Annotated in this window: 16 protein-coding genes and 2 tRNA genes; 5 read left to right on the forward strand and 13 right to left on the reverse strand. The window is 64.5% G+C overall.

Annotation, left to right across the window (positions count from 1 at the left end; all coding sequences use genetic code 11):
* Window positions 1-33: 33 nt before the first annotated feature.
* Entirely contained in the window at window positions 34-549 is a 516-nt protein-coding gene (locus AC0KUR_RS19860) for a GNAT family N-acetyltransferase (RefSeq protein WP_124607997.1), read from the reverse strand.
* 615 nt (window positions 550-1,164) lie between these two features.
* Window positions 1,165-2,277 carry a hypothetical protein gene (locus AC0KUR_RS19865; protein WP_049036176.1) on the reverse strand — a complete coding sequence of 371 codons (1,113 nt, stop codon included), beginning with the start codon at window positions 2,275-2,277 and terminating at the stop codon, window positions 1,165-1,167.
* 417 nt (window positions 2,278-2,694) lie between these two features.
* Here AC0KUR_RS19865 and AC0KUR_RS19870 point away from each other — a divergent pair, with 417 nt between their 5' ends.
* Window positions 2,695-3,783 (forward strand): methyltransferase domain-containing protein, encoded by a 1,089-nt coding sequence (locus AC0KUR_RS19870; RefSeq protein ID WP_473376335.1) that lies wholly within the window; start codon window positions 2,695-2,697, stop codon window positions 3,781-3,783.
* Window positions 3,784-4,147: 364 nt separating this feature from the next.
* Here AC0KUR_RS19870 and AC0KUR_RS19875 read toward each other — a convergent pair.
* From AC0KUR_RS19875 to ssuD, 8 genes are all read right to left on the reverse strand, one after another.
* Window positions 4,148-4,223 (reverse strand) — tRNA-His (locus AC0KUR_RS19875).
* 54 nt (window positions 4,224-4,277) lie between these two features.
* Window positions 4,278-5,264: a tRNA dihydrouridine(20/20a) synthase DusA gene (gene dusA / locus AC0KUR_RS19880; protein ID WP_034186982.1), complete on the reverse strand. Its 987-nt coding sequence runs from the start codon at window positions 5,262-5,264 to the stop codon at window positions 4,278-4,280.
* A 128-nt stretch (window positions 5,265-5,392) separates the two neighbouring features.
* Window positions 5,393-5,641: a hypothetical protein gene (locus AC0KUR_RS19885; protein WP_034186983.1), complete on the reverse strand. Its 249-nt coding sequence runs from the start codon at window positions 5,639-5,641 to the stop codon at window positions 5,393-5,395.
* Between the two features lie 55 nt (window positions 5,642-5,696).
* Window positions 5,697-5,894 carry a hypothetical protein gene (locus tag AC0KUR_RS19890; protein WP_034187036.1) on the reverse strand — a complete coding sequence of 66 codons (198 nt, stop codon included), beginning with the start codon at window positions 5,892-5,894 and terminating at the stop codon, window positions 5,697-5,699.
* A 142-nt stretch (window positions 5,895-6,036) separates the two neighbouring features.
* Window positions 6,037-6,252 (reverse strand): TOBE domain-containing protein, encoded by a 216-nt coding sequence (locus tag AC0KUR_RS19895; protein ID WP_006476104.1) that lies wholly within the window; start codon window positions 6,250-6,252, stop codon window positions 6,037-6,039.
* Between the two features lie 57 nt (window positions 6,253-6,309).
* Window positions 6,310-7,269 (reverse strand): ATP-binding cassette domain-containing protein, encoded by a 960-nt coding sequence (locus AC0KUR_RS19900; RefSeq protein ID WP_473376336.1) that lies wholly within the window; start codon window positions 7,267-7,269, stop codon window positions 6,310-6,312.
* A complete protein-coding gene (gene ssuC, locus AC0KUR_RS19905; protein WP_049036196.1) occupies window positions 7,266-8,078 on the reverse strand; it encodes an aliphatic sulfonate ABC transporter permease SsuC in 813 nt (270 codons plus the stop codon). Before ssuC ends, AC0KUR_RS19900 begins: the two co-directional genes overlap by 4 nt.
* 17 nt (window positions 8,079-8,095) lie before the next feature.
* Window positions 8,096-9,253, reverse strand: a complete 1,158-nt coding sequence (ssuD, locus tag AC0KUR_RS19910; RefSeq protein ID WP_473376337.1) for an FMNH2-dependent alkanesulfonate monooxygenase — start codon at window positions 9,251-9,253, stop codon at window positions 8,096-8,098.
* Between the two features lie 341 nt (window positions 9,254-9,594).
* On the opposite strand from ssuD, the gene AC0KUR_RS19915 reads away from it, so the two are divergent.
* Window positions 9,595-10,023, forward strand: coding sequence for a hypothetical protein (locus AC0KUR_RS19915; RefSeq protein ID WP_034186987.1), 429 nt, complete (start codon window positions 9,595-9,597; stop codon window positions 10,021-10,023).
* Between the two features lie 108 nt (window positions 10,024-10,131).
* Here the strand turns inward: AC0KUR_RS19915 and AC0KUR_RS19920 are convergent, their stop codons facing one another.
* From AC0KUR_RS19920 to AC0KUR_RS19930, 3 genes are read right to left on the reverse strand one after another with little or no spacing between them, the layout of a single operon-like run.
* Window positions 10,132-11,286 (reverse strand): enoyl-CoA hydratase/isomerase family protein, encoded by a 1,155-nt coding sequence (locus AC0KUR_RS19920; protein ID WP_175026983.1) that lies wholly within the window; start codon window positions 11,284-11,286, stop codon window positions 10,132-10,134.
* Between the two features lie 31 nt (window positions 11,287-11,317).
* Window positions 11,318-11,650: a DMT family transporter gene (locus AC0KUR_RS19925; protein ID WP_376698763.1), complete on the reverse strand. Its 333-nt coding sequence runs from the start codon at window positions 11,648-11,650 to the stop codon at window positions 11,318-11,320.
* A 9-nt stretch (window positions 11,651-11,659) separates the two neighbouring features.
* The gene (locus AC0KUR_RS19930; protein WP_034186990.1) at window positions 11,660-12,157 is read right to left on the reverse strand and encodes a heme-degrading domain-containing protein; all 498 of its coding nucleotides are present in this window, start codon (window positions 12,155-12,157) and stop codon (window positions 11,660-11,662) included.
* A 197-nt stretch (window positions 12,158-12,354) separates the two neighbouring features.
* Between AC0KUR_RS19930 and AC0KUR_RS19935 the strand changes: the two genes are divergently transcribed.
* The 3 genes from AC0KUR_RS19935 (at window position 12,355) to aat (ending at window position 13,939) form a co-directional block, all read left to right on the forward strand.
* Window positions 12,355-12,431 (forward strand) — tRNA-Met (locus tag AC0KUR_RS19935).
* Window positions 12,432-12,617: 186 nt separating this feature from the next.
* Entirely contained in the window at window positions 12,618-13,163 is a 546-nt protein-coding gene (locus tag AC0KUR_RS19940; RefSeq protein WP_021161562.1) for an NUDIX hydrolase, read from the forward strand.
* Window positions 13,164-13,174: 11 nt separating this feature from the next.
* Window positions 13,175-13,939 carry a leucyl/phenylalanyl-tRNA--protein transferase gene (gene aat, locus AC0KUR_RS19945; protein WP_034186991.1) on the forward strand — a complete coding sequence of 255 codons (765 nt, stop codon included), beginning with the start codon at window positions 13,175-13,177 and terminating at the stop codon, window positions 13,937-13,939.
* The last annotated feature ends 2 nt before the right edge of the window (window positions 13,940-13,941 follow it).

Consider the following 13,941-nt stretch of genomic DNA (forward strand, 5'->3'; position numbering starts at 1 on the left):
GCGTCCGGCTTTCTCACCGATACCGGCAAGCCCTCAGGCGTCGATCGCGTAGATCCGATCGGTGACCTCCGTCGGGCCGATGCGGCTCGTTTCGATACCGGCCAGTTGCCAGCCGTTGTGTTCGTAGAAACCGATCGCTCGCACGTTACCGTCCAGCACCTGCAGGTGGACCTTGCCCGCGCCGATCGACCGCGCCCACGCACGGACGGCTTCGATCATGCGCTTGCCCGTCCCGCAGCCGTGATGCGAAGGATGGACATGCAGGCAGTCGAGCAGCACACCGAGCGCCGGATCGTCAGGACGTTCCGCGCTGGCGAAGCCGACGGGCGCGCCGTCCGACTCGGCGATCAGCACCAGGCCCCACTCGTCTTCGTTGCGATCGAGATACTTGCGCCACCGGATCGCGTGCTCTGTCGGCACCTCATCCGACAGGTAGGTGGCCGGAAGGATATGGCTGTATGCGCTCTGCCAGCTCTGCGTATGCAGGCGAGCGATGAGGGACGCGTCGTGCGCAGTCGCGGCGCGAAGCGTGGTCCGAGTGTCCGACATGGGTTGGCGACTCCTTGTAGTGTGTTCTATCGATCGGTATGTGTCGTCGCAAAATATACCGTGCCTTGCGAAATGCCTTTCTCGGTGACGCATCGCGGGGGTATCGCTGCATATGCAAAAAAAATCCCGGCGCCTTCATGGGTCGTCGGGATCGAACGGCCCTGCAAAGCATGAGGGCACGAGGAAGGCGATACATTACACCCATGAAAGACTGTTGCGCTTTGTCGGTTGGCGCCAAGTCCCTGTTCCATTCCGCCAATCCAGTCTTCGATGGAATGCCGTAAACGAAAAAAGCCTGCTCGCGCATCACGCGAGCAGGCAAGAAAACGGATCAGCATTCGAGGCACGAGGGCTGTCCAGGAGAGATAACGGCACGGCGCGCGCAAACCTTAGCGGAAAGCAGCAGCGATATCAGCCGATGCTGCGTTCGATGTCGAGCCCAATTTCGACACACGCCCGCTTTGCCTGGCGAACGAGCAACCAGGAGGATTGATGCCGGTGCTTCTAGCGGGATTCGACGGCTTGTGCCGTTGGCCCGCCGCACAACAGACGGTGGCGATGAACACCGCCTGAAGAATGTCGCCCCAAAGCGGCTGGCTCCGAATGAGCAGCGGATCAGTTGCCCGCGCAGAGAAACTGAACCGTATTCGTGCCGGTTCCGGTGAAAGTGACCGATGCACCCGAATCTTGACTGACCTTCACGGCGTTCGCCGCGGTCGTGTCGTTGGCCGTGCAGGTATAACTCGACGCAGACGTATAAACGGCCGGACCGGTGAGTTTGACCGTGGCGCTGCCGGATGCCAACGCGACCGACCCATGCACCATGTGCGGAGCATTCGCGCCGGCACCGGTCGTGCTATAAAGCGGCATTGAACCTGTTCCGCCAGCCGAAATATTTCCTTTTGCGGAATAGTTTCCGGTATCTGAAAACGAGTGCTCGTTGACGCCGGAAAGATTCTGCAACGCAAGCAGCCCGTTCGCAAATATCGCGCGAAGCGACGCGGTCGTTGCATCGCTTCGGATTGCCGCAACCTTGTTCCCTGCACTGCCGAACCACACGACAGCGTCCTTTCGTGGCAATACAATTGCGTTGCCTTCGCCAGTCGTCGTGTTCAAGGCGCTGCTTTGAAACACGATCCCGTTTTCGAAGGCAGTGTTGTTGTTTACGATGCCGACGGCGGCACTGGCGTTGGCCGCGCCGGTCTTCACATCACGGCGTCCCGATGACAACCAGAGCCCCGGGGTGATACCGCTCCGGAACATGTCGTACGGGTCGAGTCCAACGACGGAGCCCTGATTTACAACGTCGATTTCATGCCCTTGAGTCGTTCCGGCGCCCGGCCTTCTCCGCGCTTCGGAGTAGGTGGCATAGGCAGTTTGGACGTGAACCGTATTGTCATTGATTGCATAGCCCGCAACACCCTGAGCGGCCATTGACCCGGTCAGCGAATTGTCCGACGTGCGCGTCGCTCCCAGCAAACCCATTCCACCACCGGCCGATTGCGACCATGTTTGCGCGCACGCGGTCGTACATGGAATCAATGAGTTAAGCCAGGTGAATTGATTTCCGAATGATGCAACGGTGGGTGCCGTGTGGCCGGTTTTCGAGGAAGACGCGCCGTAGGGTTGAGAAGCCGTGCGTGGCAGGCCGGCCGCCGGCTGAGCGTGCGACGGCAACGCGGCCAACGATACGAGCGCGACAAGCAAGCGAATGCGGATGTTCTTCATGGTGAGTGGTCAACCGAGAAGTGAAACGTCGAGAACGAACATGTAATCGAGCAAGTTCTGAGCGACGATCGTGGGCACTTCACACGGCCCGAAATCGAGGCCTGCACAGTATGCATTGTCGTAATCGAACCCGAAAAACCGAAGTGTCGTGGGTCGCCGTGGTCGCTTGGCTGACGCGCACGCATTCCGGCTTGAGGCTCGGGAGATGCTCACGCCGGCCAATCGCGAATCCACCCTGTCACGAGGTCGCGTCGAGGCACGGTTCGAGTTTCGAGAAACGACAAATCCTCCATGTGCGGCTGCCCCTCGACACGTGTGCGTGCCGATACGCCGTCGGTAGTGCACTCCCGAGAATGAAGCAAACGCCGAACGACAGTGGATGGATGATCCCACTTACATGACGTAAGATTGCCAACCGTGACCCCCACCACATCGATGGAGACCGAAATGGTGAAGGCGGCATTGAAGGCGATCGGCAGGCCGATCTGGAAGCGGGTGCAGTTCCGTATCAATGTTGCGATCGATCGGCGCATCGAATCTGACCGGGCAGAAATTGCGCGGCTCAAGCAGGCGACTGTCGACCTTCAAAAAAAGATCGACTCCCTGTACGTCGAGCGCGGATGCACAAGTGAGCATTTCGATCTGGACAAACGCATTGCGAATGCAATCGAACAACGAATCTTCGTTCCATCCGATCCAGTCCTCGACGATCAAGCGCCGTTCATGCAGTACTCGACATGTAGTGCGGCCGATATGCTTCACCCGGAGCATGCACGAGTTTGCGCGATGCTCTGCCTCCCCCCGATGTGTCAGCGAAAATTTTGGGAATGGACATACATCATCCACCACCTGAACCGGCTAGGCATGCTCACCCCCGGTCGGCGCGGGCTCGGCTTTGGCGTGGGTCAGGAGCGATTGCCGGCGCTTTTCGCCAAACTGGGATGCTTCATCGTCGCCACTGACGCGCCACCGGAAATTGGACAATCCAGCGGATGGTCCCAAACCGGACAACACAGTAACGCCCTCAACGAGCTGCGATTCCCGAACATCGTGGCCGACGAAATTTTCGATCGCGCCGTGACGCATCAACATTGCGACATGAACGCCATTGCCCCGTCTTTGCGCGATTTTGATTTCAACTGGTCCTCCTGCTGCTTCGAGCACCTTGGCAATCTGGAGGCCGGCCTTCAGTTCGTCATCAACAGCATGGATACACTGAAGCCCGGTGGGGTTGCCGTTCACACGACGGAATACAATCTTTCGTCGAACGACGATACATCCAGCGAAGGCGGCACCGTGATTTACCGAAAGCGCGATATGGAAGAACTCGTCATGCGGTTACGCAATCGAGGATACGAGGTTGAGTCGTTCGCGCCAGCACCACACGCGCACGCACTCGATTTCCACGTCGACGCGCCGCCGTACAGCAACAACCCGCATCTCAAATTGAGGTTGGCCGGCTATACAACCACCTCCGCCGGAATCTGCATTCGCCGCAGCGCGTGAGTTCCCTTGTTGTTGGAAGGTTCTGCGAAGGTCGCGCCGTATCCGTAACAGGTGCATACCGGCGCGCCATCAGGAATCTCGACGGCTGCCGAGTACGCGCCATTGGACGGCAATCGGGAAATCAAGTTTCTGATCTCGGCTGGCCGCAGATCGACGCGACTCCGGGCACGTTCGCGTAAAGCAGCGCGGTGCATGCCCTGCCCCACTCGCAGATACGGCAACAGCCACGCGCGGCATGCGTCTGCAACAAGATCGTGAAACGCAAAGGCCCCATGAAAATTCTCTTTGCGGAAGTCAAAACAAAAACGGCACTGTCTTTTGGGACAGTGCCGTTTTTAACTTCTTGATACCGCTAGGAATTCTGTGGGGTGGCTGATGGGACTCGAACCCACGACGACAGGAATCACAATCCTGGACTCTACCAACTGAGCTACAGCCACCACTGATACTGCTTACTTCGCTTCGCTGTTTTGTTTCAGCAGCGAAGAACAAGATTATACGAAGACTTTTGAATCTTGCAAAGCCTTTTTTTCAAAAATTTCTTCGGCTTCGTTCAGATGCGCGCGCGCCTCGTCAAACACGGCCAGATCGCCGCGCGCGAGCTTCTTGTTGTCGGACAGCACGCGGCGCCAGCCACGCGCGCCCGGCATGCCGCGATACAGTCCGAGCGCGTGCCGAACGATCGCGCCGAGATAGGTCCCACGCTTCAGTTCGGCCGCGCAATACTCGATCAGCTGCGCCTCGGCTTCCTCGCGCGTCGGCACCGCTGCGGTCGACCCGTAGAAGCGCGTATCGACTTCGGCCAGCACAAACGGGTTGTGATACGCCTCGCGACCCAGCATCACGCCGTCGACATGTTCGAGGTGCTGCGCAACCTCGTCGAGCGTCGTGATGCCGCCGTTGATAACGATCTCCAGCGACGGAAAATCACGCTTCAACTGATACGCATAGTCGTACTTGAGCGGCGGGATCTCGCGATTCTCCTTCGGCGACAAACCCTTCAGGATCGCGTTGCGCGCATGCACGACGAACGTTTCGCAACCGGCCTCGGCCACCGTGCCGACGAAGTCCCGCACGAACGCGTAATCTTCGACCGCGTCGACACCGATCCGGTGCTTGACCGTGACCGGCACCGACACCGCATCGCGCATCGCCTTCACGCCGTCGGCAACGAGCTGCGGCTCGTTCATCAGGCACGCGCCGAACGCGCCGCGCTGCACACGCTCGGACGGACATCCACAATTCAGGTTGATTTCGTCGTAGCCCCACTGCTCGCCGAGCTTCGCGGCGCGCGCGAGATCGTCACGCTCGCTGCCGCCCAGTTGCAGCGCGATCGGCGATTCGCTCGGCGTGAACGCAAGATGCCGCTGCGCGTCGCCGAACAGCAGCGCGCCCGTCGTGATCATCTCCGTATACAGCCACGTGTTGCGCGTCAGCGTACGGTGGAACGACCGGCAATGACGGTCGGTCCAGTCGAGCATGGGCGCGACGGAAACGCGGCGGGGAGGAAGCGAGGACGAAACGGACATGGAATTCGGGCAACAGGCCAGCCGGCACGGGAACAACCGCGTATTTTACCGCAACCCGGGCCACTCCTGCCGGCGCTCCGCTAGCCGCCCTCGCCCAGCTCCGCATCGACGGCCCGGCGCGCCTCGTCGAGCACGCGCTCGATCACGCGTCGCTCGGTCAGCAGCATCCCGTCGACCTTGACGAGCCGCCAGTCGATCCGCACGGCATCGCCTTGCAGCACGCGGTAGTGCGCATGCTCGCCGTCCCAGACCTGCTCGGTCTTCACCTCGATCTCGAAACCGCGGTACGGCTCGCTGAAATCGCCGAGGTCGCTGCCTTTCGGTTCCATCGCACGCTCCGTTGCGACGCGGCGCCAGGCCGCCCGGGCAGCCGGCGCCGGGCGCTCAATCGTATTCGTTGGACAAAAAGGATTTGCCGTCGGTCGTCAGGTCGACCCGGTCGGCCGTCGCCTGATAGATCAGCCCCTCGTTCAGCAACGCATAGACAACGTCGTCGAACGCAGCGGGAACCGGCCGGCTTTCGCCGAACTGGTCGATCCACTTCAGCGCCTCGATGGCTTCAGGGGAAAGAATGGGGGTCATGCGTTGGCCTCCGGCGTCGTGTCGCTCCATCCTAGCACTTCGTCCGGACGCCGAATACCGAGGCATGCGCGCTGCGGGAACGCCGATGCGGCGCGGGGGGCACACTGCCCGCCGGCGCCGCATCGGAGCAGGACACGCGCGGTCAGAGACGCGCGATCGAGACTTCGGTGGACTTCACGAGCGCGACGACTTCCGCGCCGACCTTCAGTTCGAGTTCGTCGACCGAACGGGTCGTGATCACCGACGTGACGATGCCGAACGGCGTCTCGACGTCGACTTCGGAGACCACGGACCCGCGAATGATCTCCTTCACCTTGCCCTTGAACTGGTTACGTACGTTGATTGCAGTGATGCTCATCGGGATGATCGCTCCGAAGAAAAAAGTCTCAAGACGGGTGGCCGGAGCCGCCCGGAATTAAACGGCCCAGCGGATCTGCCCGACCGGTCGAACCTTGTCTGCCTCATGCTCCGCGTCCTGATCGACCGCACCGGGCCCGCCGGCAAGCACGCGCTTCAGCACGCGATCCTCCAGCGCCGCGAATGCGGCCGAGGCGCGGGCGCGCGGCCGGTCGAGCGGCACGGACTGATCGAGCGCCACACGCCCCTGCTCGATCAGCAGGATGCGGTCGCCGAGCGCGACGGCCTCCTGCACGTCGTGCGTGACGAGCAGCGCGGTGAACCGATGCTCGCGCCACAACCGCTCGATCAGCGCATGCATCTCGATGCGGGTCAGCGCGTCGAGCGCGCCGAGCGGCTCGTCGAGCAACAGCAGTTGAGGCCGGTGCACGAGCGCGCGGGCCAGTGCAACGCGTTGGCGCTGGCCGCCCGACAATTGCGCGGGCCAGTCGTTGGCCCGCTCCAGCAGGCCGACTTCATCGAGCACCGCGCGCGCCTGATCGCGCGCGCCGCGCCCGAGGCCCAGCATCACGTTCTGCAGCACGGTCTTCCACGGCAGCAGACGCGCATCCTGGTACATGATCCGCGTGTCGAGCACGCCGCCGCCCTCGCCGCGCGTCACGAGCGCGCCGCTGCTCGGCTGCTCGAGCCCCGCGACGAGACGCAGCAGCGTCGATTTCCCGCAGCCGCTGCGGCCGACGATCGCGACGAAGCTGCCGCGTGCGATACCGAGCTCGACGTTGTCGAGCACCGTGCGTGCGCCGAAGCGCTTGCTGACGCCCGACAGCGTCACCGCGTCGTCGGGTGCCGGGCTGTCCGCGCGTCGTCGCGCGAGCGGCACGACCGATGCGCCGCCGTCGCGCTCGAGAATCGCCGCGTCGCGCGCATCGCCGTCCGCGACGCGTGCCTGTGCCAGTTCGACCTCGAGGTCCGCGCCGGCGAGCGGGCCGTAGGCGGCCGCCGAAGTGGTCGCATTCATGCCTTTGCTCCTGATTGATAAGCGGGATGCCAGCGCAGCGTCACGCGCTCGAGCCATTTCGCCAGCACGTCGGCCAGCTTGCCGAGCACCGCGTACAACAGGATGCCGACCACCACCACGTCGGTTTGCAGGAATTCACGCGCGTTCATCGTCATGTAGCCGATGCCCGACTGCGCGGAGATCGTTTCCGCGACGATCAGCATCACCCACATCAGCCCGAGCGCGAAACGCACGCCGACGAGGATCGAAGGCAGCGCACCGGGCAGGATCACGTCGCGGTACAGCGCGAAGCCGCGCACGCCGTAACTCTTCGCCATCTCGATCAGGTTCGCGTCGACCGAACGGATCCCGTGATACGTGTTGATGTAGACCGGGAAGAACACGCCGAGCGCGACCAGAAACAGCTTCGCCTTCTCGTCGATGCCGAACCACAGGATCACGAGCGGAATCATCGCGAGCGCCGGAATGTTGCGGATCATCTGGATCGTCGAATCGAGCGCGACCTCGGCCGCCTTCGACAGGCCGGTCGCGAGCCCCAGCGCAAGGCCGACGCCGCCGCCGATCGCAAAGCCGAACAGCGCGCGCCACGTGCTGACCTTCACGTTCGCCCACATTTCACCCGACGTCACGAGCGACCAGGCCGCGCGGACGACCGCCACCGGTTCGGGCAGCACGCGGGTCGACAGCCAGCCGGTGCGCGCACCGACCTCCCACGCCACCAGCAACGCGAGCGGCACGAGCCACGGCGCGACGCCGCGCCAGGCACGGGCCGCCACGACGGCGCCCGTCGTCGACGTTTTCGTTGTCATCGCAGGCCTCCTGTCGCTCAGCTCTGCGCGGCTTTCGGCAGATAGTTGTTGCCGACGATTTCGCCGAACGGCCCCGACAGCGGGCCGGTCGCCTTCTCCGCGCCCTTGCCCTTGATCAACGGGAACACGAGCTCGGCGAAGCGATACGACTCCTCGAGGTGCGGATAACCGGACAGGATGAACGTCTCGATGCCGAGATCCGCGTATTCGCGCATGCGTTCCGCGACCTGCTCGGGATTGCCGACGAGCGCCGTGCCCGCGCCGCCGCGCACCAGGCCGACGCCGGCCCACAGGTTCGGGTACACCTCGAGCGCGTCGCGGCCGCCGCGCTTGCCGCCATGCAGCGCGGCCATCCGGCGCTGGCCTTCCGAATCCATGTTCGCGAACGCCTGCTGCGCACGCGCGATCGTGTCGTCGTCCAGACGGCTGATCAGGCGCTCGGCGTCACGCCACGCTTCGTCCTCGGTTTCGCGCACGATCACGTGCAAGCGGATGCCGAACTTGATCTTGCGACCGCGCGCCTCCGCGCGGGCCCGGATGTCGGCGATCTTCTTCGCGACGGCCTCGGGCGGCTCGCCCCAGGTCAGGTAGGTATCGATGTGATCGACCGCAATCGCGTGGGCGGCCGGCGACGAACCGCCGAACCACAGCGGCGGATGCGGACGCTGCACGGGCGGATAAAGCGCCTTGCCGCCCTTCGACTGCAGGTGCTTGCCGATGTAGTCGAAGCCGCCGTTGTCGTGCGACGCGGCCAGCAGCCCGCGCCAGATGTTCAGGAAATCGTCGGTAATCTCGTAGCGCGTGTCGTGATCGGCAAACAGGCCGTCGCCTTCGAGTTCGGCCGCGTCGCCGCCCGTCACGACGTTGATCAGCAGGCGGCCGCCGGACAGGCGGTCGAACGTCGCGGCCATCCGTGCCGCCAGGCCCGGCGACGCGATGCCGGGACGCACGGCGACCAGGAATTTCAGGCGCTGCGTCGCCGGGATGAGGCTCGACGCGACGACCCACGCATCCTCGCAGGAACGGCCGGTCGGCAGCAGCACACCTTCGTAGCCGAGCGTATCGGCCGCGACGGCGACCTGCTTGAAGTAATCGTAATCCGCGGCGCGCGCACCTTCGGCCGTGCCGAGATAGCGGCTGTCGCCATGCGTGGGGATAAACCAGAACACATTCATCTGCTGCTCCTGCTTGACTGTCACTGCCGAAATTTGGAAAAGACATCGCCCTGCTCGCGTCGCGGATGCGCGGCGCATGCATGGTGTGCGTTCGATTCGGGATAGCTCGCCGGTCAGGCCGCGCGGCGGGCGAGGACGCGATTGCACGGCTGTTTCTGGGAAATCAGTCTAGGGATCGGTGCAGGGCTTTGGAACGATTTTTTTGAGCTTAGGTTTTCCGCTTTCGTGATTAGCACGACGCTGGAGCGAATATCGCCGCGGACGGGCCCTATAATGGCGCACCTATCCGAATAACTCCGCGCGCCCGGCCCCGGCCGTGCGCGCCTGCGGTGCACTCATCGATGCAGAAAGTCATCCTGCCATTCCTGTCCGGCTTCCTGGCCGCCCTGTTCTTCCGCGAGGCGACGCTCGCGCTCCTTCACACCGCCGACCTGATCGCCGCAACCGGCTTCTCGACGCAGCCGTTCGCGCCGCTCGGCATTCCTGAATTTGTCGCGAATGCGCTGATCAGCGCATGCTGCGCCATTCCGATGGCGTGGCTGCTGCGCGTATCGCCGGAACGCGAGGCATCGTGGATCGGTGCGCTCATATTCGGCGGCATCGTGCTGACGGCCGCCCGCGTGTTCGCGATCGATCCGCTGCGCGGCATCTGGCCGTCGGGCAACATGATGCCCGTGCTCGCGGCCGGCTTCGCGGCGAACGCGGTGTGGGGCTTCGGCGCGCTCGTGTTCATGCGCGCGTTCATGTCCGACGACGCGGGCGACGAATAACGCACGCTCGGGCGCGATGCCCTTCGATCGCCCTCCGCAAAAAAGGCCGCCTGCATCCGCAGGCGGCCTTTTCGTTTCTGTCTAGCGTGCCGGCCGGCCCGACCGACGTCAGTCCTGCAGATTCCGCAGCGGATGCGTGTCCGGCGCCCACGGGCTGTCGAACATCGCGAGCACGTCGGCGCGATCGACATCGGCGGCCGACTTGAAGCGCCAGGCCGGCCGGTGATCCTTGTCGACGATCAGCGCGCGCACGCCCTCGATCACGTCGCCGCGCGCGAACGTCGAGCGCGTGAGATCGAGATCGCGCCGCAGGCAATCGGCCATCGTCGCGCCGCGTGCGCGTTCGACGACCTCGAGCGACACGGCCATCGACAGCGGAGACAGCTGTTCGCGCATCGCATGGGTCGCCTTTTCGACCCAACCGTCGACAGCCGCGCAATCCTGCTCGGCGTCGAGCGATGCGAGGATCGCGTTGACGTCGGGCTGCGCGAAATGCCGGTCGATCCCGGCGCGCGCATCGGCCAGCGCCGACGTGTCGGGCGTCGGCACGACCTTGTGCGCGGCAGCCGCCTCGGCGACGCAAGCCACCGCCCGCGCACCGCTGTCGATCGGCGCGCTGCGCAGCGTATCGAGCAGTGCCGGCAGCGCGGCATCGGGCAGATAGACGTCGGCGAGTTGCGCGTACAGCGCGTCGGCCGCGCCGAGCGCCGCACCGGTCACGGCGAGATAACGGCCGATCGCGCCGGGCGTGCGCGCGAGAAACCAGCTCATCCCGACGTCCGGGAACAGGCCGATGCGCGTTTCCGGCATCGCCATCTTGGTCGAGTCGGTCACGACGCGCAGCCCGCCCGTATGCCGCGCGGCCTGCGAAATACCCATGCCGCCGCCCATCACGACACCATGCATCAACGCGATGTACGGCTTCGGATACGTGAAGATCGCATGGTTCAGCGTGTATTCCTCGATGAAGAACGTGTCGACCGCGTCGCGGTCGCCGCGCTGCCATGCGTCGTGGAAGAAACGCACGTCGCCGCCCGCGCAGAACGCGCGCGGGTGCGGGCTGTGCACGACGACGGCGACGACTTCGGGATCGTTGCGCCACGCGTCGAGTGCCTGCTGCATCAGCCGGATCATGCCGACCGACAGCGCATTCAGCGCCTTCGGCCGGTTCAGCTCGAGAAAGCCGATGCGGTTCGCGACATACGCGTGGACGTCGGGCCGGACGGATTCGGCGGTAGCAACGGCGGAAGTGGAATCGGTCATGGAAGTCATCCGGCAAACGGCAGTCGCACGGTCAGTGCGCCTGCATCTTCGAGAACAGGTTCAGTACCACGACGCCCGAGATGATCAGCCCGAGGCCGATCACCGCCGGCAGGTCAGGCACCTGACGATAGAGCAGCATCGCGACGAGCGTGATCAGCACGATGCCGGCGCCCGACCAGACTGCATAGATGATGCCGACGGGCATCGTGCGCAACGTGAGCGACAGACAGTAGAACGCGATGCCGTAACCGGCGACGACGAGCGCCGACGGCCAGAAGCGCGTGAAGCCGTCCGCCGCGCGCAACGCGGACGTGCCGACCACTTCCGCGACGATCGCGATCGCGAGCCATGCATAACCGGGCAGTTGCATCGCTCAGCTCCTGGCGAGGGCCAGCACGGCGTAGTCGTGGCCGAGCTCCGCGCACAGCGCCTCGACGACGAACTCGTGATCCGCGCGCTGCGGCAGCCCCGACGCGGTGATCGAGCCGATCACGCCGGCGCCGGCGACGGTCAGCGGGAACGAGCCGCCGTGCGGCGCATATTCGGCGATCGGCAGCCCGTGCTTGTCCGCGAGCGTGGCGCCGGCCTGCTGCATGCGCAGGCCGATCGCGTACGAGCTGCGGCGGAAATGCGCGACGACGTTGCGCTTGCGGCGCACCCAGTCGGCGTTGTCGGGCGTCGCGCCGGCGAGCGCCGCGTAGAACAGCGGCTGGCCGAACGTGACGATGTCGATCGCGATCGCATGGCCGCGCGTCGTCGCGAGCGCATGCATCCGGTTGCCGAGCGCCCATGCGCGCGCGGGATCGAAATGGGGAAACACGAGCGCCTGTTCCTGCGCGCCGATCGATTGCAGATCGTGAGCGATGTCCATGAATCCGTCGATACAGTAAAGGGAGCCGCAACGGCGCCGACGCGATCGCGCACGGCCCTGCTGCCGGGATGACGACACAAACCGCTCGATTCTAGCGCACGCGCTCCACGTACCGTCCCTACGAGACGCGACACGCGATTGTCAGAAAGTGCTTGCATGCCCTCGGGTAACTCCTTATAATTCATTTCTTCGACGGACGCGGGGTGGAGCAGTCTGGCAGCTCGTCGGGCTCATAACCCGAAGGTCGTAGGTTCAAATCCTACCCCCGCAACCAACCCGTCCAGCATTCCGCAAAAAGCCCGGCCTCGCGCCGGGCTTTTTGTTTTTCCGCGCCCGGGCACGGCACCCTTTTCGCGCACGCGCACCTCCGCTTCGCGCGACATGCCGCCCGCATGCGCAGGCGTTCTGGAATGGCGCGCCCCGGTGATACACTCGCATCACCTCGTCCCTTCCACTCGACATGAAATTCTGCTCCGTCTGCGGTCACGAAGTCATCGCGCGCATTCCTCCGGGCGACAACCGCGAGCGCTTCGTCTGCGATCACTGCGGCACGATCCACTACCAGAATCCGCGCAACGTCGTCGGCACGGTCCCGGTCTGGGGCGACCAGATCCTGCTGTGTCGCCGCGCGATCGAACCGCGCTACGGATTCTGGACGCTGCCGGCAGGCTTCATGGAAATGGGCGAAACGACGGCCGAAGCCGCCGCGCGCGAAACGCTCGAGGAAGCCGGCGCACGCGTCGAGGTGCAGAACCTGTTCACGCTGCTCAATGTGCCGCACGTGCACCAGGTCCACCTGTTCTACCTCGCGCGGCTCACCGATCCGGGGTTCGAAGCCGGCGAGGAAAGCCTCGAAGTGAAGCTGTTCGACGAAGCCGACATTCCGTGGGACGAGATCGCGTTCCCGACCGTCAGCCAGACCCTGCGTTTCTTCTTCGCCGATCGCGCCGCCGGTGATTACGGCGTGCACACCGGCGACATCTTCCGCTCGCTGCGCAACGGCTGAGCCCGCGCCCCATGGTCCCCTGGCTCGGCCCGGACGATCCGTTTCCGCCCATCGAGCGCGCGCTCGGCCCCGCGACCGGCGCGCCCGGGCTGCTGGCCGCGAGCGCAGACCTGCTGCCGTCGCGCCTCATCGAGGCGTACCTGCGCGGCATTTTCCCGTGGTACTCGGACGGCCAGCCCGTGCTGTGGTGGAGCCCCGATCCGCGCATGATCCTCGTGCCGGCCGAATTCAAGGTGTCGCCGTCGCTGCGCAAGACGCTGAAGCGCGTGCTGCGCGATCCCGAATGGGAAGTGCGGGTCGACCACGACTTTCCGGGCGTGATGCGCGCCTGTGCGCAGGCGCCGCGGCGCGGGCAGCGCGGCACGTGGATCACGGCCGAGATCATCGACGCGTATACGTCGCTCTACCGCTCCGGCAACGCGCACAGCATCGAGACGTGGCACGACGGACGCCGCGTCGGCGGCCTGTACGGCGTGTCGTTCGGGCGGATGTTTTTCGGCGAGTCGATGTATGCGGACGTGACCGACGCGTCGAAAATCGCGCTGGCCGCGCTCATCGCGCACCTTCGCGAGCAGGGGCTGGAGATGATAGACTGCCAGCAGAATACGTCGCATCTAGCGTCGCTCGGCGGCCGCGAGATCGCACGCAAGGCGTTTGTCGCTCACGTGCGCAGCGCGGTGGCCGAACCGCCGATTCCGTGGCAGTTCGACAAGCGCGTGCTCGCCGCGCTGACGGGCTCCGCCGAGAAGGCGGCGCCCTCCGGGATCGAGCGCTAGCG

This window comes from Burkholderia sp. YHN3-13 (genome assembly GCF_055810675.1).

What these genes read in the sequence shown, in the direction of transcription:
- AC0KUR_RS19860 (WP_124607997.1), bottom strand. Translation starts at nt 549, where the DNA reads ATGTCGGACACTCGGACCACGCTTCGCGCCGCGACTGCGCACGACGCG.
- AC0KUR_RS19865 (WP_049036176.1), bottom strand. Translation starts at nt 2,277, where the DNA reads ATGAAGAACATCCGCATTCGCTTGCTTGTCGCGCTCGTATCGTTGGCC.
- dusA (WP_034186982.1), bottom strand. Translation starts at nt 5,264, where the DNA reads ATGCTCGACTGGACCGACCGTCATTGCCGGTCGTTCCACCGTACGCTG.
- AC0KUR_RS19885 (WP_034186983.1), bottom strand. Translation starts at nt 5,641, where the DNA reads ATGGAACCGAAAGGCAGCGACCTCGGCGATTTCAGCGAGCCGTACCGC.
- AC0KUR_RS19890 (WP_034187036.1), bottom strand. Translation starts at nt 5,894, where the DNA reads ATGACCCCCATTCTTTCCCCTGAAGCCATCGAGGCGCTGAAGTGGATC.
- AC0KUR_RS19895 (WP_006476104.1), bottom strand. Translation starts at nt 6,252, where the DNA reads ATGAGCATCACTGCAATCAACGTACGTAACCAGTTCAAGGGCAAGGTG.
- AC0KUR_RS19900 (WP_473376336.1), bottom strand. Translation starts at nt 7,269, where the DNA reads ATGAATGCGACCACTTCGGCGGCCGCCTACGGCCCGCTCGCCGGCGCG.
- ssuC (WP_049036196.1), bottom strand. Translation starts at nt 8,078, where the DNA reads ATGACAACGAAAACGTCGACGACGGGCGCCGTCGTGGCGGCCCGTGCC.
- ssuD (WP_473376337.1), bottom strand. Translation starts at nt 9,253, where the DNA reads ATGAATGTGTTCTGGTTTATCCCCACGCATGGCGACAGCCGCTATCTC.
- AC0KUR_RS19915 (WP_034186987.1), top strand. Translation starts at nt 9,595, where the DNA reads ATGCAGAAAGTCATCCTGCCATTCCTGTCCGGCTTCCTGGCCGCCCTG.
- AC0KUR_RS19920 (WP_175026983.1), bottom strand. Translation starts at nt 11,286, where the DNA reads ATGACCGATTCCACTTCCGCCGTTGCTACCGCCGAATCCGTCCGGCCC.
- AC0KUR_RS19930 (WP_034186990.1), bottom strand. Translation starts at nt 12,157, where the DNA reads ATGGACATCGCTCACGATCTGCAATCGATCGGCGCGCAGGAACAGGCG.
- AC0KUR_RS19940 (WP_021161562.1), top strand. Translation starts at nt 12,618, where the DNA reads ATGAAATTCTGCTCCGTCTGCGGTCACGAAGTCATCGCGCGCATTCCT.
- aat (WP_034186991.1), top strand. Translation starts at nt 13,175, where the DNA reads ATGGTCCCCTGGCTCGGCCCGGACGATCCGTTTCCGCCCATCGAGCGC.